This window comes from Leisingera sp. M527 (assembly GCF_025141525.1).
Taxonomy (GTDB): Bacteria; Pseudomonadota; Alphaproteobacteria; order Rhodobacterales; family Rhodobacteraceae; genus Leisingera.
On record NZ_CP081037.1, the window covers coordinates 2598424 to 2617435 of the forward strand.

Annotated in this window: 14 protein-coding genes and 3 pseudogenes; 11 read left to right on the top strand and 6 right to left on the bottom strand. The window is 61.9% G+C overall.

The window, feature by feature from the left end:
* The first annotated feature begins 2 nt into the window (after window positions 1-2).
* Together K3555_RS13010 and K3555_RS13015 are read left to right on the top strand one after the other, a co-directional pair.
* On the top strand, window positions 3-563 hold the full coding sequence (locus K3555_RS13010) for a pyridoxamine 5'-phosphate oxidase family protein (protein WP_260005528.1): 561 nt from the start codon (window positions 3-5) through the stop codon (window positions 561-563).
* Window positions 550-1233 (top strand): DNA alkylation repair protein, encoded by a 684-nt coding sequence (locus tag K3555_RS13015; protein WP_260005530.1) that lies wholly within the window; start codon window positions 550-552, stop codon window positions 1231-1233. Before K3555_RS13010 ends, K3555_RS13015 begins: the two co-directional genes overlap by 14 nt.
* Before the next feature lie 95 nt (window positions 1234-1328).
* Here the strand turns inward: K3555_RS13015 and K3555_RS13020 are convergent, their stop codons facing one another.
* Window positions 1329-1769 carry a hypothetical protein gene (locus K3555_RS13020; RefSeq protein ID WP_260005531.1) on the bottom strand — a complete coding sequence of 147 codons (441 nt, stop codon included), beginning with the start codon at window positions 1767-1769 and terminating at the stop codon, window positions 1329-1331.
* A gap of 91 nt (window positions 1770-1860) precedes the next feature.
* On the opposite strand from K3555_RS13020, the gene moaA reads away from it, so the two are divergent.
* The 5 genes and pseudogenes from moaA to K3555_RS13045 form a co-directional block, all read left to right on the top strand.
* On the top strand, window positions 1861-2871 hold the full coding sequence (gene moaA / locus K3555_RS13025) for a GTP 3',8-cyclase MoaA (protein ID WP_259985696.1): 1011 nt from the start codon (window positions 1861-1863) through the stop codon (window positions 2869-2871).
* A gap of 2 nt (window positions 2872-2873) precedes the next feature.
* A complete protein-coding gene (locus tag K3555_RS13030) occupies window positions 2874-4196 on the top strand; it encodes a 3-deoxy-D-manno-octulosonic acid transferase (protein WP_260005533.1) in 1323 nt (440 codons plus the stop codon).
* Entirely contained in the window at window positions 4183-5241 is a 1059-nt protein-coding gene (locus K3555_RS13035; RefSeq protein ID WP_260005535.1) for a glycosyltransferase family 4 protein, read from the top strand. The genes K3555_RS13030 and K3555_RS13035 overlap by 14 nt, the downstream gene beginning before the upstream one ends.
* Before the next feature lie 59 nt (window positions 5242-5300).
* Window positions 5301-6182: pseudogene (locus K3555_RS13040) on the top strand (tyrosine-type recombinase/integrase).
* Window positions 6183-6194: 12 nt separating this feature from the next.
* Window positions 6195-6978 (top strand): annotated as a pseudogene (locus K3555_RS13045) (transposase zinc-binding domain-containing protein); the annotation flags it as partial.
* A 244-nt stretch (window positions 6979-7222) separates the two neighbouring features.
* On the opposite strand, the pseudogene K3555_RS13050 reads toward K3555_RS13045, so the two are convergent.
* Window positions 7223-8211, bottom strand: a pseudogene (locus K3555_RS13050) (IS110 family transposase).
* A 194-nt stretch (window positions 8212-8405) separates the two neighbouring features.
* Between K3555_RS13050 and K3555_RS25000 the strand changes: the two are divergent.
* Window positions 8406-8900 (top strand): transposase, encoded by a 495-nt coding sequence (locus K3555_RS25000; RefSeq protein WP_409201697.1) that lies wholly within the window; start codon window positions 8406-8408, stop codon window positions 8898-8900.
* A 373-nt stretch (window positions 8901-9273) separates the two neighbouring features.
* Here the strand turns inward: K3555_RS25000 and K3555_RS13060 are convergent, their stop codons facing one another.
* From K3555_RS13060 to K3555_RS13075, 4 genes are all read right to left on the bottom strand, one after another.
* Window positions 9274-10437, bottom strand: a complete 1164-nt coding sequence (locus K3555_RS13060) for a M20 aminoacylase family protein (protein ID WP_260005537.1) — start codon at window positions 10435-10437, stop codon at window positions 9274-9276.
* A gap of 34 nt (window positions 10438-10471) precedes the next feature.
* Complete coding sequence (locus tag K3555_RS13065) at window positions 10472-11638, bottom strand: M20 aminoacylase family protein (protein WP_260005538.1); 1167 nt, start codon at window positions 11636-11638, stop codon at window positions 10472-10474.
* Window positions 11639-11822: 184 nt separating this feature from the next.
* Window positions 11823-13004 carry an acetylornithine deacetylase gene (gene argE, locus K3555_RS13070; protein WP_260005539.1) on the bottom strand — a complete coding sequence of 394 codons (1182 nt, stop codon included), beginning with the start codon at window positions 13002-13004 and terminating at the stop codon, window positions 11823-11825.
* A 4-nt stretch (window positions 13005-13008) separates the two neighbouring features.
* On the bottom strand, window positions 13009-14829 hold the full coding sequence (locus K3555_RS13075) for an ABC transporter ATP-binding protein (protein WP_260005542.1): 1821 nt from the start codon (window positions 14827-14829) through the stop codon (window positions 13009-13011).
* Window positions 14830-15171: 342 nt separating this feature from the next.
* Between K3555_RS13075 and K3555_RS13080 the strand changes: the two genes are divergently transcribed.
* From K3555_RS13080 to K3555_RS13090, 3 genes are all read left to right on the top strand, one after another.
* Window positions 15172-16875 carry a peptide ABC transporter substrate-binding protein gene (locus K3555_RS13080; protein ID WP_259994008.1) on the top strand — a complete coding sequence of 568 codons (1704 nt, stop codon included), beginning with the start codon at window positions 15172-15174 and terminating at the stop codon, window positions 16873-16875.
* A gap of 147 nt (window positions 16876-17022) precedes the next feature.
* Window positions 17023-18030 (top strand): ABC transporter permease, encoded by a 1008-nt coding sequence (locus tag K3555_RS13085; RefSeq protein WP_129371429.1) that lies wholly within the window; start codon window positions 17023-17025, stop codon window positions 18028-18030.
* Window positions 18023-18934, top strand: coding sequence for an ABC transporter permease (locus K3555_RS13090; RefSeq protein WP_259985703.1), 912 nt, complete (start codon window positions 18023-18025; stop codon window positions 18932-18934). Before K3555_RS13085 ends, K3555_RS13090 begins: the two co-directional genes overlap by 8 nt.
* Window positions 18935-19012: the final 78 nt, after the last annotated feature.

Genomic DNA, 19012 nt, shown 5'->3' on the forward strand with positions numbered 1-19012 from the left:
CGGTGGCCAAGCAATTCAACCGGATCAATGAGGATCACGCGCGTTTCATCGCTGCGCAGCATATCTTCTTTTCCGGGACCGCTGCGGCGGAAGGCCGGGTGAACATCTCTCCCAAGGGCATGGACAGCCTGCGGGTGATGGACCCGAACCGGATCGTTTGGCGCAATCTTACCGGCAGCGGCAACGAGACTGCGGGGCATTTGCGCCAGATGAACCGGATGACGCTGATGTGGTGCAGCTTCGCGGCGCGGCCTCTGATACTGCGGGCCTATGGCTCGGCCCGCACCCTGCATCCCCGCGACCCGGAATTTGCGGAGCTCAACGCGCTGTTCCCAGCCAACCCAGGCCCGCGCCAGATCTATGACATGAACGTGGAAATGATTCAGTCGTCCTGCGGCTACGCGGTGCCGTTCCTCGATTACGCCGGCGAACGGGACACATTGGACAGGGTGACCGAACCGTTGGGCCAGGACGGGCTGCATACATTCTGGGCAGAGCGCAACGTGACCACAATCGACGGGCAGCCGTCCAACATTTTCGGAGATATTGATGACGCTGGATGACGCTCTTGCCAGTTTGAAAGCGCAGGCAGAACCCGGCCGCGCCGCGCAGATGGCCGCCTATCACAAGCAAACCCGCGAAATACTGGGCGTGCCCAATCCGGCCACCAATGACCTGACCAAGACTTGGCGGCAGGCGCTCCCGCTCGACGAACGGGTCAACCTGGCACGCGCACTGTGGGAGTCGGATATCTTCGAAGCCCGCATCGCCGCCGCCAAACTGCTGACCCAGGCGCGGATCAAAGAAGACGCAGCCGCATGGGACTTGATGCAATCCTGGGTGCCGGATTTTGACAGCTGGGCCATCGCAGATCACGCCTGCTCGGCCATTTCAAAACGCCTGCAAGCCGCACCGGAACGCTTGGACACGGTCGAGGCCTGGACGCAGTCGGATCACATGTGGTCCCGGCGCGCTGCACTTGTCGCCACCCTGCCCTGGGCCAAGATGAACAATTTGAAGCCTGCTGACCAAGAACGGCGCGAACGTATTCTGGGCTGGGCGGCGGCTTATGTGCCGGACCGCAACTGGTTCATGCAAAAAGCCGTGGCCTGGTGGCTGCGCGACCTCAGCAAACATGACGCGGAGCGCACCCGCGCGTTTCTGGCCGAACATGGGACAGTCATGAAAGCCTTCGCCCGCAAGGAAGCGGCGAAATACCTGAAAGACAGCTAGCCCCCGCCCTATTCACGACCGGCCCGCCCGGCGCCAGCCGGGCAGCGCACGCCCCCGCCCCAAGAGGGCGGGCGCTTCCCCGCTCTCAAACAGGATCAACCCGCAGGCAGCACCTGTACTTCGGCCAATTCAGTCAGCGGCAGCTGCAGTGCGCGCATGGCGCCGATCGACAGGCGGCTGCCGCCGGACTCGGCCCCCGGGGCGGGCTTCAGCGTCAGCACCACCTGGGTGTTGCGGCTGGTGCGCACCAACGCCTGCTGTTCAGCAGCCACCAGCGGTGTTTCCATCCACAGTCCCGGCAGGGACGGATCGCCCAGCGAGGCCACCGTGGTTGCAGAGCCGCGGAACGACGGTGCATCGGACAAGGCGGGATCCGCCTCGGCCACATCAACACCGGGGGCCGGCTGCAGCACCGGGTCCTGCGGCTCAGCTGCCGCCGGAGCCCCCTGGCCGCCAAGGATGGAAGAATTCAGCTGGATCCCGTTACAGGCAGCCAGCAGGGAAATCGAAGCAAGGAAAATGACTGTCATACGCATGAGGCGACCCTAGCTTTGCGCGAAACTCTTTGCCAGCGGTAAAAGCCGTCCCCCTCTTGCCGCGGGCGGTGCCCCGCTTTACCTAGGAGGCATGACAGCTCCGCTTATTGATCCCTTCGCCCGCGCAATCACTTATCTGCGTGTCTCGGTCACCGACCGCTGCGACTTCCGCTGCGTCTATTGCATGTCCGAGAATATGACCTTTTTGCCCAAGAAGGATCTGCTGACGCTGGAGGAGCTGGACCGGCTGTGTTCCACCTTCATCCGGCTCGGCGTTGAGAAGCTCAGGATCACCGGCGGTGAGCCGCTGGTCCGGCGCGGCATCATGACTTTCTTCCAGTCGATGAGCCGCCATCTGGACACCGGCGCCCTGAAGGAGCTGACGCTGACCACCAATGGCTCGCAGCTGTCGAAATACGCCGATGACCTTTATGCCGCCGGGGTACGCCGGGTGAATATCTCGCTCGACACGCTGGACGAACAGAAATTCGCCGATGTCACCCGCTGGGGCCGCCTGCCGCAGGTGCTGAAAGGGATTGATGCCGCGCAGAAGGCCGGCCTCAAGGTCAAGCTCAACGCCGTGGCGCTGAAAGGCTTCAACGAAGAAGAACTGCCCGCGATCACCGCATGGTGCGCCGAACGCGGCCTCGACCTAACATGGATTGAGGTCATGCCGATGGGCGAGGACATCGGTGCCATGGAGCGCATCGGCCAGTATTGGTCGCTGAAAGACGTGCGTGCGGAATACGAAAACCACTATACCGTCACCGATCTGGCTGAGCGCACCGGCGGTCCGGCGCGATATGTGCGGCTGGAGGAAACCGGCCAGAAAATCGGCTTCATCACCCCGCTTTCCCATAACTTCTGCGAAAGCTGCAACCGGGTGCGGGTGACCTGCACCGGTGAAATTTACACCTGCCTGGGCCAGGAGGGCAAAGCTGACCTGCGTGCGCCCCTGCGCGCAAACGAGGAAGGCACCGGCGTCTTGGAGGCCGCGATCCGCGCCGCCATCGGCGACAAGCCCCGCGGCCATGACTTTGACTATTCCCGGCAGGAGGCCGGCGGCCAGATGTCCCGCCACATGAGCCACACCGGCGGCTGATCATGTCCAGTAACTCGCCCGCGCGGCCGACGCTGCTTTATTCCCTTTATTGCGGCGCCAGCGCGCTGATAGCACCCTTTGCCTGGCGCAAGGTGGCGGGCAAGCTGCGTGATTACGGCCTGCCGGAGGCGCGCGTGCGCGAACGCCTTGGCCACGCCTCCCTGCCCCGTCCCGCCGGGCAGCTGATCTGGTTCCACGCCGCCTCGGTCGGCGAGAGCCTGTCGGTGCTCACGCTCATCAAGCGGATGGGAGAACAGGCGCCGGACGCGGAATTTCTGATCACTTCCGGCACGCCAACGTCTGCCGAGCTGATTGCCAAACGGATGCCGCCGCGCTGCCGCCATCAGTTCCCGCCGCTGGACACAGCCTCGGCGGTGGACCGGTTTCTGGCGCACTGGCGCCCCGATCTGGGGGTGTTTGTCGAAAGCGAACTGTGGCCGCAAATGCTGGTGCGGGCGCGCAAGGGCGGCTGCCCGCTGGTGCTGCTGAATGCGCGGCTGTCGGACCGGTCTGTGGAAGGCTGGAAGAAACGCCCGGAAACGGCGCGCTACATCCTGGGGCAATTCGACCTGCTGGTGACGCAAAATGCAAAGACCGCATCGAACCTGCAGGCGATGGGCGCCAACCCCAACCGCGTCCGCCCCGGCAGCAACCTCAAGGCCGTCTCAGCGCCGCTGCCGGTCGACCAGGACAGCCTTGAAAAGCTGCGTAGAAACATCGGTGAACGCCCGGTCTGGATCGCGTCCTCGACCCACGAGGGCGAGGAAGAGACCGTGCTGGAGGCACATAAGGCGCTGCTGAAGAAGCACCCGGACCTCTGCCTGCTGCTTGCTCCCCGCCACCCCGAGCGCGGCGATGCGGCAGAAGCTCTGGTGAAGGGCGCAGGCCTGTCCTGCGCGCGGCGCAGCAAGGGCGTCATGCCCGGGACTGCCACCCAGGTCTATCTGGCTGACACTCTGGGCGAGGTTGGCACCTGGTATGCCCTCAGCCCGCTGGTTTTCCTGGGCGGCTCCCTGCGCGAAATCGGCGGCCACAACCCGTTTGAGCCGATGCAGGCGGGCGCCACTGTGATCACCGGCACCGGACATTACAATTTCGCCGAAACCTATGCTGAGCTGACCGCGCTTGGCGCTGCGGCTGAGGTGCGGTCCGCGGCAGAGTTGGCCGATCAGGTTGCCACCTGGCTGGAACAGCCGCAGGCCTTCCAGGCCGCCTGTGATGCCGCCCGGCAATTCATTTCCCGCCAGTCGGATCAATTGGACAAGACGGTGGACGCCCTGCTGGCGGTTCTGCCCCGCGATGGAGGCCATGATGGCAAAAACTGACGCCAATACGGTTGAGGTCATCGCGCCGAATTTCAAGCGCCGCCTGTCCGGCGTCACCTCCACCATCGTGCGGCTGGTGCCGCTGCAGCGCCAGCAAATCGCAATTGCCACCGCCGGCAGCGGCCTGCCCGGCGGCATGCCGCATCTGTCGGTGCTGCAGCTCTTGTTCATGAAACGCAACGGCCCCGCCGGCGCCCGCGTCTGGCACGCCCGGCGCAATGTCGAAATGCTCGGCGGGCTGGCGTTGAAATACCTGCTGGGCAAGCGGCTGAAACTGTTGTTCACCTCTGCTTCCCAGCGCCATCACTCCGGTTACACCAAATGGCTGATTTCCAACATGGACCGGGTGATTGCAACCTCGGCCAAAGGTGCCGCCTATCTGGAGAACCCGGTGCAAGTGGTGCATCACGGGATCAATACCGAGGAATTTTCCCCACCCGCTGACAAAGCCGCGTTGCGGCGTGAACTGGGCCTGCCTCAGGATGCAATCCTGATCGGTTGCTACGGCCGCATCCGGGCGCAGAAAGGCACGGACGTTTTTGTCGACGCCATGCTGGAGGTGATGAAAGCGCATCCCCATGCGGTAGGCCTGGTCATGGGCCGCGCCACCGAAAAGCATGTGGCGTTTGAGAAGGAGCTGCGCGCTAAGGTAGAGGCCGCAGGCCTGTCCGGCCGCCTGCTGTTCCCGCCTGAGGTGCCGGTCTGGGAGGTTTCCCGCTGGTATCAGGCGCTGGATCTATATGTGGCACCGCAACGCTGGGAGGGGTTTGGCCTGACCCCTTTGGAAGCCATGTCTTGCGGGGTGCCTGCAGTTGCCACCCGCGTTGGCGCCTTTGAAGAGCTGATCGCACCGGGTGAAACCGGCCTTCTGATCGACGCAGGCGAGACCCGGCAGATGGTGGAGGCGATCAATGAGGTGTTATCCACCGAAGGGCGGCTGGACGCTTGGTCAGAGGCAGCACGCAAGCACGCGATTACCAATTTCGCGTTGGAAAAGGAGGCCGGTACGCTGGTCGCGATCTACCGCGAGATGCTGGAGCATTAGCTTCTTCCTTTAACCTAAAGTATCTACCATCTGAGCTCACTAAATTCGCTGTCGCAACGATGGCAAAGCCGCCAAGGAGCCCAAGGACAAAGCCGCTGTGCGCGCGGAGGATCAAGGACATGCGCATTCGGGGCATAGGCAACAAGGCCCAGAAGGCCTATGTCCGAGCGATCAAGGATTTCGCCGCGTTCCTCGGGCGGTCGCCGGATACGGCCACGCCGGAGGACCTGCGCGCCTATCAACTTCACATGAAGGGCACCGGGATCCCCCCTCGGCCTTCAACGCGCGCATCGTCGCGCTGCGGTTCTTCTTCGGCATGACCTGCGGGCGCGAGGAGATGAAGCGCTACCTGCAGTTCCGAACACAGCCGCGGAAGTTGCCCGTGGCCTTCAGCGTCGAGTAGGTCTCGGGCATACTTTTGGCGGCGCCGGGGCCGGACCCGAATTGCCGGTTGGCACTCAGCATTTCCTAGGGCGCAGGGCCGCTGAGATTTGCAATCTCAAGATCGGCGACATCGACAGCGACCGGATGCTGATCCATGTTTAGCAGGGAAAGGACCGTAAGGTGATGCTGTCACCAGGATTGCTGAGCCTATTGTGAGACTATTGGCGCGAAGCCAGACAGGAAGGCTGGCTGTTTCCCGGCAAGCCGAAGATCAACCCGCTCTCGCCGCGGCGGCTGAACCGGGCCTTCACGTCGGCGAAGACCATGGCTGGGGTCAGAAGCCCGCGACCCTGCATACCCTGCGGCGCAGCTTTGCCACGCATCTGCTGGAGGCCAATACGGACGTGCGGGTCATCCAAGTCCTGCTCGGCCACGCCAAGCTGACCTCCGCGGCGCAATACACGCATGTCGCCACCGAGACGATCCGCGACACGGTCAGCCCCTACGTGATACTGGCGAAGCTGCTGGATCAGGCGGCTAACCTAAGTCTGGAGTGATAGACCCGGGCGTTGTCCCGCCCGAAGCTGGAGATCGCTGACATCTTTCGCACTCATGGCCCCGCGTGGCAGCGGGCCAATGCGGGGCATGTCAGCCTGACCCAGCTGAAGGTCATGTCGGCAATTGAGACCTGCCGGACCGAAGCGCTCGGCGGGCATGTGGCGGTGTGCGGCAAGTTTAGCCATCACCACATAGCCTACGATTCATGCAAGAACCGCCATTACCCGAAGTGCCAGGGGCCGGCGGCGCGCGAGTGGATTGCGGCGCGCGCCGAGGACCTGTTGCCCGTGGAGTATTTCCACGTGGTCTTCACCCTGCCAGCCGAGATTGCCCGGATTGCCTTCTGGAACAAGAAGGCGGTGTATGGGCTGCGGTTCAAGGCGTCGGCACAAACCGTGATGACCATAGCGGCAGATCCCAAACGGATGCGCGCGCGGGTGGGCAGAACCAGCGTGCTGCATACCTGGGGATCGGCGCTGACCCATCACTCCCACATCCACATGGTCGTGCCCCTCTCGGCAGATTGCTGCGCAATCGCCTGCTGGGCAATGGGATGGCGGCCTGTCGCTGGACGGCGCGAGATGGGCTGCCTGCAAGCCCGTGGTCTTCCTGCACGTGCGGGGCCAGTCGCGCCTGTTCCGGTAGCTGTTTCTGGAGGGGCTGGTGGCGCTTCACCGCGCCGGGGAGCTGGCCTTCTTCGGCGACCTGGAACCGCTGGCGCAGGCCGGCACCTTCGCAGAGTGGCTGGACCCTTTACGCAAGGTCGAATGGGTCGTGTGTGGATGTCCCTGGTTTTGCAAGAAGTATCCAAAGGCTTGGGGTCGATCATTTGCGGTCGTGTGTCAGGCCTCAGATATGCGGCTTTTCTCACGCCGCGGACCGGTATGGTTTGTTCGCGGACCGGGTCCAAGCCGTCTGCGCGGGCTCCTGGCGCCCCACCCATTGCCGGCTTTCCGATCGCGATTGCCGTCGGCTTCCATATCATTCAATGCACTTCTTGCGGAGGGCCGCGCCAGAACTGAGCGCTAAACCCTTTTCGTCATGCTATCACTGACATGTGTTCTTTCCCCTTCGTCAGCATAGCCCAAATCTGACGCGCCATCTTGTTAGCCAGAGCGGTAGCGGCAACCATTTCAGGTTTACGGTCCAATTTGTCCTGCAGCCATGGCGTAGCCCCGCGTTTTAAAGCACACAACACGTGCGACACAGCTCATCGCCCCGATAATCAGCAATCGCCGGATGTCACGCTGACCCATCTTTGACGTCTTTCCCAAGACCTGCTTGCCGCGGGATGAGACCCAGCCAAGCTGCAAAATTCCGGCCGCTTTTGAACGTCCCCATCGGTGGCGCCAAGGCCTCGATCGCCATTGCACCAATCGGTCCGATGCCCGGCATGGACCGCAAAATGCGCGCATCGCGGCTCGCCGAGCCGATCTCTTTGATCTTCGTCATCACCTCATCAATCTGCGCCGTGAGCGCTGCGATGCGGTCAAGATGCATTCGGGCCATATCCCGGGCAAGGTCGGGCGGTTCCGAACTTGGGGCTTCGATGCGCTTCGCCAATCTGGGCAGGTTCGTGATGCCCTGTCCAACGATACACCGGACTCGGCGAGATGGCCTCTCAAGGCGTTGATCGCCCCGATGCGCTGCCCAATCAGCTGCTCGCCGGAGCGAAACAGCATTGTGTGAGCCTGGGTCTCAACCGATTTGACGGGAACGAAACGCATACTCGGTCGCTGAGCCGCCTCGACAATCGCTTCCGCATCCGCGGCATCATTCTTCTGCCGCTTCACAAAGGGTTTCACTTAGTTCGGGGCGATCAGCCGTACCTCATGGTCCACTTTGGTTTTCTCGCGTGCCCAGTAATGCGAGGTCGCACATGCTTCAATGGCAAGGAGGCCATACATCTTTCAAACTGCGGGCGTGATAACTTCCTTTGGAAAATCGCTGCGCCATCCGCAGCAGCCCCCGTGGACCTGAAAAAACGTTCTTTGGCAGGTCAACGCAGATAATGGTAACTTCGTTCATGGGGGGTGTCCGTCGCGGGTGAATGGAACATCACCAATTTGGCACAATGCGATGCCGTCTGAGGAGGGGACATCCACTCCATCATCCACGGCGAAAGCGCTTCGGAGGGCCCGAGGCGGTGCTGGCCTATCTCAGCCGGCACACCCACCGGGTGGAGGGCTCGAACCATCGCCTTCCGCCGGAAGGACTACCGCATCAAGCACGGCGACCGGAAGAAGGTCATGCAGCTCGAAACCGGCGAGTTCATCCGCCGGTTCCTGACCCGCGTCCTGTCCGATGGGTTCCACCGCATCCGGCACTACGGGCTGCTGGCCAGCGCGGCTTGCAAGGCCAACATCGCACGCATCCGTGACTTGCTTGGCCGCACGCCGATTGACCAAGCCCCCCGGAAACCCGTTGAGACCGTCCCGCTCTCGCACCGAGCCGATCCCTTTGTGCCAATGACCAAAAGCGCTTACCAAGCGCGGGTGAAGGCCTATGCAGATGGGGCGCCAACTACGCTTCGGCTGTTCGCACCGCCCTTGGAGATCATCCTGGCCGCGCAGGTCAACGACTGGCCATCACAATTGCAATGGGCTTCAGCAAGCTATCCCCATAGTGCCGGCATCCGCGCCTCTGCTGTATCGGTGTTGGCAGCGAGGCCCGGATATCTTGCAAAGGTCAGGGGCGGTGAAACATGCGCGCAGTGATCAGACAGGCCGAGCGCAACGAAGCAGCTCAGAGCACAGCTTTCATCACCGCCGGAAGCTTCGCAGACGAAAAGCCTCGAACAGACCTTGGGTCTTTGCTTTGAGCAGCTTCGTTACCACTGCGTCGGTGCCAGGGCCGGTGCCAGGTATGCGATCCCAAGGTTTGATGGCGTGATCCTTTTGTTGAAATGAAAGGAAGCACTATGGGACAAGTTCGTCATGGCAGCGCCACGGTGACGCATGTGGTCCGAGCAGCAATACAGCGATCGCAGTTTCGATCGCGGAGTTGAGCCGCGAGCTGGGCCCTTGCCTCGGCACGTGAATTGAACCGCAGGCTCATGAGGGGGCAAACAGCCCCCTCCCCGCATTATGCTTAAGCAGCCGGCATCCGCTGCTCGACGATCTCCGCCCACCAGCTGCAGCCGGCAGGGATCGCGTCATCGTTGAAGTTGTACTCCGGATGATGCACCATTGCAGTATCGCCGTTGCCCATCAGAATATAAGCGCCCGGGCGCTCTTCCAGCATGAAAGCGAAATCCTCGCCGCCCATCACCAGCGGCGCGTCTTCGCAGGAACCGGAAACACTGGCGGCCACCTTGGCGGCGAACTCAGTCTGCGCATCGTGGTTCGCCATCACCGGATATCCGCGATGATAGGTGACACCCGCGGTGCCGCCAAAGGTCGCGGCGATGCCGGTGCAGATCTCGTTGATCCGCTTCTCTGCCAAATCGCGCATTTCCCCCGACATGGTGCGCACGGTGCCTTTGATCTGTACCTTCTGCGGGATCACGTTGAACGCTTTCGAAGACGTCTCAAACGAGGTCACAGAGACCACGATCTGATGCACCGGGTCGGCATTGCGCGAGGCGATGGTCTGCAGCGCCAGCACGGCCTGGGCTGCCAGAACGGTGGTATCCACGGTTTCATGCGGTTTGGCAGCATGGCCGCCGCGGCCCTCGAAAGTGATGTCGAACTGATCGGTGGCGGCAAAGAACGAACCGGGGCGGATAGCGAAGGAGCCCAGCGGCTGGCCCGGCCAATTGTGCAGACCGTAGACTTCCTGGACGTTCCAGCGGTCCATCAGCCCGTCATCGCACATCACCTTGGCGCCACCGCCGCCTTCCTCAGCCGGTTGGAAGATCACCACCACGGTGCCATCAAAATTCCGTGTTTCGGACAGGTACTTGGCCGCGCCCAGAAGCATCGCGGTGTGGCCGTCATGGCCGCAGGCATGCATTGCGCCGGGGGTCTTGGAGGCATAGTCCAGCCCGGTCTGCTCATGGATCGGCAGCGCATCCATGTCGGCGCGCAGGCCAATGACCTTGCCCGATGTATCCGCCTTGCCCTTGATCACGCCCACCACGCCGGTGCGGCCGATGCCGGTCACCACCTCGTCGCAGCCGAATTCCTGCAGCTTCTCTGCCACCAGCGCGCTGGTACGGTGGGTTTCGAACAGGATTTCCGGGTTTTCGTGGATGTCACGGCGCCAGGCGGTGATTTCATCCTGCAGTTCGGCAAAGCGGTTCTTGACCGGCATTTCTCGCTCCTTTGGTTGTCTATTCCCCGCAGCCTCAGGCCGCAGGCATTCTTCGTTCCACCAGCTCGGCAAACCAGCTGCATCCCAAGGGAATCGCTTCGTCGTCAAAGACATAGGCCGGGTGGTGGCACATCTGAGTGTCGCCGTTGCCGAGGAAGATATAGGCGCCGGGGCGCTGCTCCAGCATATAAGAGAAATCCTCGGACGGCATAATCGGCGGGGTCTCGGCATCGACCTTGGCAGAGACCGCCTGCGCCGCTTCAATCGCGTGGGCGGTGCCGTTTTCATCATTGATAGTAACAGGATAGCCAGGAACCCATTCGACCTCCGCCGTGGCACCAAAGGCCGATGCGGTGCTTTCGGCAACCCGGCGCACCCAATCCCCGGCCTGGGTGCGGTACTCCGGATCCAGGGTTCGGACGGTGCCTTGCAACTTGGCGGTATGGGCAATCACGTTTGACGCCGTGCTGTCGGTCTCAAACGTGCCGACGGTCAGCACCACGCGCTTTACCGGGTCGACGTTGCGCGAGACGATCGAATGCAGCGAGACCACGATCTGAGAGGCCACAAGCGTCGTATCAATCGCCTCATGCGGGGCGGCGGCGTGGCCGCCCTTGCCTGTGACGGTGATGACGAATTCATCCGAAGACGCCATCAGCGGGCCGGGGCGGATGGCAAATTCACCCACTGGAAGGCCGGGCATATTGTGCAGGCCATAGACCTCCTGGATACCCCATCGGTCCATCAGCCCGTCGTCGCACATCGCCTTGCCGCCTGCGCCGCCTTCTTCTGCAGGCTGGAAGATCAGCACCGCCTTGCCGTCAAAATTCCGTGTCTCTGCAAGATACTTAGCCGCCCCCAGCAGGATCGAGGTGTGGCCGTCATGGCCGCAGGCATGCATCACGCCAGGTGTCTTCGAGGCGTAGCCCACTCCCGAGGCCTCAGGGATCGGCAAGGCGTCCATATCAGCGCGCAGGCCGATAGCGCGACCGGAGGTATTGGTCCTGCCCTCGATCACCGCCACCACCCCGGTCTTGCCCACGCCAGTGGTGATATCGGTGACGCCGAACTCCTTAAGCCGCTCCACCACAAAGGCGGCAGTCTCGTGCACCTCGTACATCAGTTCGGGGTTCTCGTGCAGGTGATGGCGCCAAGCGGTGATCTCCTGGTGCATCTCGGCAAAACGGTTCTTGGCCGGCATATTCCCCTCCCCTTTTTTGTTTCAGGTTCCGTTGCGGCAGACTGTCCGCGAAAAAACTTAGCTTCGCAAGTATGCGGTCCCGCCGGGACGTGGCGGAACACGCCAGTGCCGGGGTGGCAAGCATGCACAATCTGTACACCCCTCGTATACCTTCCGCACAAATCTGAACACAAAACGCCCGGTTTCAAGGCAGAGGAAAGTAACCGCTCAGCTTTTCCACCAGCTTGCGCATGAAGTCGTGACCCGCATTGAACTGGGCGACTGTGATAAACTCGTTGGGCTGATGCGCCTGCGCGATGTCGCCGGGGCCGCAGATCACCGCGGAATAACCCGCCTGCTGAAACTGGCCCGCTTCAGTGCCGTAGCTGACCACATGGGAGCCGTTGTCGCCGGTCACCCGGCGCGCTAGCGCCTCTGCCTCGCCGTTTTGTTCCGGAACCAGTCCGGGCACGTCGAAATGCTTGGAAACATCAATGCGGGCGTCCGGGTGGATGGCCTGCATCTCCGCTTCGACCTCGCGCACTTTGGCAATATAGGCGGCTTCCCAATCACCGGCGTTCTCCCCCGGCACCACCCGGAAATCCATCATGAAACGGCAGTCCTTGGCAGTGATGTTGTGGGCGGTGCCGCCCTCGATCATGCCGACGTGGCAGGTAGTCCAGGGCGGGGTGAACATCGCCTGCACCTGGCCCGGCTCCTTGGCCATGTTCGCGGCGTTTTGCTGGTTGGCCCAGTCGATCAGTTTCGCGCCCTGCATAATGGCGCTGACGCCGGTGTGCATGAGGGATGAGTGCACCTCAAACCCGATCAGATGGGTCGTGTATCCTGTGCCGCCCTTGTGGCCGGTCACCGCCCTCATCATCGACGGTTCGCCGACAATCACCGCTGAACCTTTGGGTAACACGGACTGCATGGCCTCGATCATTGGCGGCGCGCCGGTACAGCCAATTTCCTCGTCAAAACTCAGCGCCAGTTGCAGCGGGCGCTTCACGCCTTGGGTCTGCGCCTCCACCAGCGCCCAGATTGCCAGCGCGTCATAGCCCTTCATATCACAGGTGCCGCGGCCGAAGTATTTGCCGTCCTTCTCCACCACTTCGAACGGATCGGTGTCCCAGGGCTGGCCGTCCACAGGCACCACATCGGTATGGCCCGAGAGCACCACGGCGCCCTCCTCCCAAGGACCAACATGGGCAAAGACGGCGGCCTTGTTCGATTGCTGCGGATCTGTCCAGCGGTGGCTTTCAATACCGTGCGAGGACAGATATTCCTGCACCCAATCCACCAGCGGCAGGTTGGTGTCCCGGCTCACGGTCGGGAAGGAGACCAGCGCTTGCATGATCTCCAAAGGCGTCAATCTGGCAGCCATGTCTTCAGTATCCGCTGTCTGTGGTCAGCACGAAATGGCCGGGCTCCAGCTCCAGGTACTCCGACGGTTCCGGCTGATAGCCCACTTCGTGGATCGGCGAGGGGATCGGTTTGAAGTTCAGCTCTTTCTCCGATTTGCGCTGGCGCGGGTCGGCAATCGGCACAGCTTTCATCAGCGCCTGGGTATAGGCGTGCAGCGGATTCTCAAACACCCGTTCACGCGGGCCGATTTCAACGATGCGGCCCAGATACATTACCCCGACCTGATGCGAGACGCGCTCCACCACCGCCATGTCGTGGCTGATGAACAGGAAGGACAGGCCCAGTTCCGCCTGCAGCTCCATCATCAGGTTCAGCACCTGCGCCTGCACCGACACATCCAACGCCGAGACCGCCTCGTCCGCGACGATCAGCTTGGGGTTCAGCGCCAGCGCCCGGGCGATGGCGATCCGCTGGCGCTGGCCGCCGGACATCTCGTGCGGGTAGCGGCGCATGAAGCTGCGCGGCAAGTGGACACGGTCGAACAGGCTGGCTACCCGGTCGTGCAGTTCGGAACCGGAGGCGAGGCCATAGTTCCGGATCGGTTCCGCCACCTGGTCGATCAACTGCATCTGCGGGTTCAGCGAGGCAAAGGGATCCTGAAAGATCATCTGCATGTCCTGGCGCGCCTTGTGCATCTGGGAGGTGTTGAAACCCAGCACATCGCGGCCCTCAAACTCCACTTTGCCTGAATCCGGCTCCACCAGCCGCAAGATTGACCGCCCGGCCGAAGACTTACCGCAGCCGGACTCGCCGACCAGCGACAGGGTCTGGCCCTTAAACACCTTGAAAGAGACATCTTCTACTGCGTGGACGTTCGAAATCGTGCGGCGAAACAGGCCGCCTTTGACCGGGAAACGGGTTGTCAGGTTCTGCACCTCCAGCAGCACCTCGTCCGTGCCCTTGATCGGTTCGATCTTCTGGCCTTCGACCCCCAGCAGCTTCATCGGCTCGGGGTATTTCTTGCCGCGCATCTCGCCAAGTTTTGGAACTGCGGCCAGCAGCGCCTTGGTGTAGTCGTGCTTGGGGTTCTCAAAGATCTCCTGAACCGTGCCTTCCTCAACCTTGTTGCCGCGGAACATGACAACGACGCGGTCGGCCATCTGGGCGACCACCGCCATGTCGTGGGTGATGAACATCACCGCCGTTCCGGTCTCGCGTTTCAGCCGGTCCATCAGCGCCAGGATTTCCGCCTGGATGGTCACATCCAGCGCGGTTGTGGGTTCGTCGGCGATCAAAAGCCGCGGTTCGCAGGCCATCGCCATGGCGATCACCACCCGCTGGCGCATGCCGCCGGACAGTTCGTGCGGGTATTGCTTCAGCCGCCGCTCCGGTTCGGGAATGCGGACCTGGCGCAACAGTTCCAGCGCGCGTTCCTCGGCCTGGGATTTGGACATGTTCTTGTGGATGCGCAGACCCTCGGTCAACTGGCGGCCGACGGTGAACACCGGGTTCAGCGCGGTCATCGGCTCCTGGAAGATCATGCCGATCTCGTTGCCTCGGATCTGCTTCATCAGATCCTGTTCCGTTGTGGACAAATTGGTTTCACCGCCCTCACGCCGGTTGAACAGCAGCTCGCCGCCCGCGATCTCGCCACCGCCGAACTCCACCAGCCGCATCAGCGACAGCGAAGAGACCGATTTGCCCGACCCGGATTCGCCCACGATACAAACGGTTTCGCCCGGGCTGACATCAAAGGAGACATCCTCAACTCCGGTAACAGGGCCGTCCTTGGTCTGAAACTCCACCCGCAGATTTTTTATGGACGCAATGGTGTTGTCCAGCATGTCGGCTCCCCTGCCTTATTATTGCCAAGCCTGCCGGGAACGGAGGCCTCAGCTTCCAGAGTAAACTCTACTTTGCACAAAAATGCTCATGCAAATAATGCATAGGGTGATCGAAATTGGAATTTGCAATTTCCAGTGAACTGGTCTTCGATACCACCAGTGGCTGCCTGCAACGCGCCCCGCGCCGGTCTGCCCGGCAAAATGTTAAGACGGCTTAGTTTCTTCGTTTTTTGGCTGCCTGCAGGTGCAAATGCTACAGTTCCGCAGCGATGCGGCAATCATCCGGGCCAAAGAGTCCGGCCAACAAATAAGACACGAAACGTGTCCGACAAGGAGAGTGTGATGAAACTCAAATCCCTATTGATGGGGGCTGTTGCCACGGCCTCCCTCGCGCCTGCGGCCTTTGCCGAGCGCGGGTCAGACGGCCAGGTCAACATCATCTATTGGCAGGCGCCGTCGATCCTGAACCCGTATCTGTCAAGCGGCACCAAGGACATCCAGTCTTCGTCGCTGGTGATTGAACCGCTGGCGCGCTACGACCCGCAGGGCAACATGATCCCCTATCTGGCGGTGGAAATTCCGACTGTGGACAATGGCGGCGTCAGCGAGGATCTGACCTCTGTCACCTGGAAAATCGCGCCCGGCATGAAGTGGTCCGATGGCAGCGGTGTCACTGCGCATGACGTCAAGTTCACCGCAGACTACTGTATGCATCCTGAGGGCGGCTGCGCCCAGCTGACCAAATACGAAGGTGTCACCAATGTCGAAGTGCTGGATGATCTGACCGTCAAGGTCACCTTCGACAAGCCGACCCCCTTCCCTTACGGCCCGTTTGTGGGCGGCGAAGGCCCGATCCTGCAAAAGGCGCAGTTTGAAAACTGCACCGGTGCCAGGGCGCCGGAATGCACCGATGCCAACTTTGGCCCGATCGGCACCGGCCCGTTTGTGGTGGATGAGTTCAAGCCGAACGACGTGATCACCATGTCGGCTAACCAAAACTACCGCGACCCGGCCAAGCCGGCGTTCGCCAAGGTACTGTTCAAAGGCGGCGGCGATGCAACTGCTGCGGGGCGTGCCGTAATGGAAACCGGCGAGTTCGATTACGCCTGGAACCTGCAGCTGGCGCCGGAAGTGATCGCCCAGATGGAAGCGGGCGGCAAGGGCACCCCGGTTGCGGGCTTCGGCTCGCTGGTGGAACGCATCATGCTGAACCAGACCGACCCGTCATCGAGCCTGCCCGAGGGCGAGCGCGCCACTGTCAAGCATCCGCACCCGTTCCTGAAGGACCCGGCTGTCTACAAGGCGATGTCAATGGCCATCGACCGTCCGCTGCTGGTGGAAATCGGCTATGGCAAGGCAGGCGCAGTCAGCTGCAACTGGGTGCCCGCACCTGCGGCCTTTGCCTCCGACACCTTTGACTGCTCCACCCAGGACATCGAAGGCGCCAAGGCGATGCTGGAGGAAGCCGGCTACAAGGACACCAATGGCGACGGCGTCCGGGAAACCCCTGACGGCAAGCCGATGAAAATCCTGTATCAGACCTCGACCAACGCGGTGCGTCAGGACTTCCAGGCGCTGATCAAGGAATGGTGGAGCCAGATCGGCATCGAATCCGAGCTGCGCAACATTAACGCTTCGGTGTTCTTCGGCGGCGATCCGGGTTCGCCCGACACTTTCCAGAAGTTCTATGCCGACGTCGAAATGTATGCCAACAACTTTGACGGCACCGACCCGCAGGCCTACCTGGGCAACGGCCTGTGCGATCAGGCTCCGCGTCCGGACACGCAGTGGCAGGGCCAGAACATCTCGCGCTTCTGCAACGAGGAGTTCGACCAGCTGCACGCCGAGCTGAGCAAGACCGCCGGTCTGGAAGCGCGCGCCGAGATCGGCCGCCGCCTGAACGACATCATGGTTGAAAACGGCGGCATGATCCCGCTGGTGCACCGCGGCCGCCTGTCGGCGCATTCCAATACCCTGGGCGGTGTGAACCTGAACGTCTGGGACAGCGAGCTGTGGAACGCAGCTGACTGGTACCGCATCAAGTAAGCCCGGCTTGCTTTTCCGGGGCCCCGGCACATGCCGGGGCCTCTTGCCATCCTGAAGGGCAGCGCCGCGGCCCCCCGGCATGGCCTGGACGCGGGGCCTCTCCCCGCCTGTTCCGAATTCAATATAAGTTGCAAAGGCGCTTAGCAGATGCTGACCTTTACAATCCGGCGGCTGATCCTGGCAGTTCCCACACTGCTGTTCATCAGCCTCGTGATCTTCCTGCTCCTGGAGCTCGCCCCCGGCGATCCGATGGCGCAGGTTCCCCTGACCGTCCCCGCTGAAGTCAAAGAAAAGATGCGCCTGGCCCTGGGCCTGGGCGAGCCGATGCATATCCGGTTCTGGAAATGGCTGGTGCAGTTCTTTTGGATCGAGCCGCAGGTGCTGATCGACAACATCTTCGGCACTGGCCTGGCTGACGGCAAGCTCAGGGTAATTTCCTGGCAGACCCGTTCGCCGGTGATGGACATCGTGGTGCAGCGGATGCCGCAGACCCTGTGGGTGGTCGGCACCGCCTATGTCGTCGCCATCCTGATCGCGCTGCCGATCGGCATCTATTCCGCCTACCGCCAGTACAGCTGGTTCGACCAGCTGGGCACATTCGTGTCGATGGTCGGCTTTTCCGTCCCGCCGTTCTTCTCCGGTGTGCTGGTGATCGTTATCTTCTCAGTGCAACTGGGCTGGTTCCCGTCGATCTATGACACCACCCATGTGGTCGACAGCTGGGACAGCTTTGTCTACCAGCTGAAGCAGATGATCATGCCGGTGATGGTGCTGGCGCTGCAGATCACTGCACAGCTCAGCCGCTTTATGCGCGCGTCGATGCTGGACAACCTGAACCAGGATTATGTGCGTACCGCACGGGCCAAGGGCCTTAGCGAATATGTCGTGGTGATGGTGCATGTGCTGCGCAATTCGATGATCCCGGTGGTCACCGTGATCGCGCTGGGGATTCCGGCGATCTTTGGCGGCGCCATCATCACCGAGCAGGTGTTCAAGGTGAACGGCATCGGCCAGCTGCTGATCGGCGCCATTCAGGCCAACGACCTGCCCATGGTGCAGACGCTGACCTTTATCTTTGCGGTGCTGATCGTGCTGTTCAATCTGATCGCCGACGTGCTGTACGGCATTCTTGACCCGAGGATCCGCTATGACTGAGTTGAGCAATCCTGTTCCTTCGAAACCGCCGCGCAGCCAATGGCTGGACGTGTGGGACCAGTTCAAATCCCACCGTGGTGCGCTAATGGGCGGGGCCTTGTTCCTGTTCATCATCCTGGCGGTCTATCTCGGCCCCTACCTGTGGGACATTGAGGCCACCAAGATCGACATCCGCGCCCGTAACCAAGGCCCGACCTGGGCGCATCCCTTTGGCACCGATCAGCTGGGCCGCGACATGCTGGCCCGGATGATGGCGGGTGGCGCGACCTCGGTTTCCGTCGGTCTGACCGCGATGCTGCTGGCGCTGTTCCTTGGGTCCTTCATCGGGGTGATGGCCGGCTTCTTCAAGAAACTGGACGGACCGCTGATGCGCCTTACCGACCTGTTCCTGGCGCTGCCGCTGCTGCCGCTTCTGCTGGTTATGATGCTGCTGTTCCGCGAGCCGCTGAACGCGGCGTTCGGGCCGGAACAGGGGATCTTCATCCTGATCGTCGTCTCCATCGGGGTGACCAGCTGGATGCCAACCGCGCGGATCGTGCGCGGCGACGTGCTGGCCCTGAAGGAGCGTGAGTTTGTGATGGCCGCCCGCTCCATTGGCACCACCAACAGCGGCTTGATCACCCGGCATATCCTGCCCAACGTATTGTCGCCGATCATGGTCTCCGCCACCTTAGGGATTGCCACTGCGATCATCACCGAGTCGTCGCTGTCCTTCCTCGGGCTCGGCTTCCCGCCGGATTTTCCGACCTGGGGGCGGCTGCTGTTTGATGCCACCGACTATCTGCAGCAGCACCCGGAGCGGGTATTCTGGCCCGGCATGGCGATCTCTTTGACGGTGCTGAGCGTGAACTACCTCGGCGACGGGTTGCGCGACGCGCTGGACCCGCGGATCCGCGGGCGCTGAGGCGCAACACACGCATACATTCAAATAAAAACATACCTTCTGGCCGCTTTCCCCAAAGCGGCCAGTTTGTTTTGCTGG

What these genes read in the sequence shown, in the direction of transcription:
- K3555_RS13015 (WP_260005530.1), top strand. Translation starts at nt 550, where the DNA reads ATGACGCTGGATGACGCTCTTGCCAGTTTGAAAGCGCAGGCAGAACCC.
- K3555_RS13020 (WP_260005531.1), bottom strand. Translation starts at nt 1,769, where the DNA reads ATGCGTATGACAGTCATTTTCCTTGCTTCGATTTCCCTGCTGGCTGCC.
- moaA (WP_259985696.1), top strand. Translation starts at nt 1,861, where the DNA reads ATGACAGCTCCGCTTATTGATCCCTTCGCCCGCGCAATCACTTATCTG.
- K3555_RS13030 (WP_260005533.1), top strand. Translation starts at nt 2,874, where the DNA reads ATGTCCAGTAACTCGCCCGCGCGGCCGACGCTGCTTTATTCCCTTTAT.
- K3555_RS13035 (WP_260005535.1), top strand. Translation starts at nt 4,183, where the DNA reads ATGGCAAAAACTGACGCCAATACGGTTGAGGTCATCGCGCCGAATTTC.
- K3555_RS13060 (WP_260005537.1), bottom strand. Translation starts at nt 10,437, where the DNA reads ATGCCGGTCAAGAACCGCTTTGCCGAACTGCAGGATGAAATCACCGCC.
- K3555_RS13065 (WP_260005538.1), bottom strand. Translation starts at nt 11,638, where the DNA reads ATGCCGGCCAAGAACCGTTTTGCCGAGATGCACCAGGAGATCACCGCT.
- argE (WP_260005539.1), bottom strand. Translation starts at nt 13,004, where the DNA reads ATGGCTGCCAGATTGACGCCTTTGGAGATCATGCAAGCGCTGGTCTCC.
- K3555_RS13075 (WP_260005542.1), bottom strand. Translation starts at nt 14,829, where the DNA reads ATGCTGGACAACACCATTGCGTCCATAAAAAATCTGCGGGTGGAGTTT.
- K3555_RS13080 (WP_259994008.1), top strand. Translation starts at nt 15,172, where the DNA reads ATGAAACTCAAATCCCTATTGATGGGGGCTGTTGCCACGGCCTCCCTC.
- K3555_RS13085 (WP_129371429.1), top strand. Translation starts at nt 17,023, where the DNA reads ATGCTGACCTTTACAATCCGGCGGCTGATCCTGGCAGTTCCCACACTG.
- K3555_RS13090 (WP_259985703.1), top strand. Translation starts at nt 18,023, where the DNA reads ATGACTGAGTTGAGCAATCCTGTTCCTTCGAAACCGCCGCGCAGCCAA.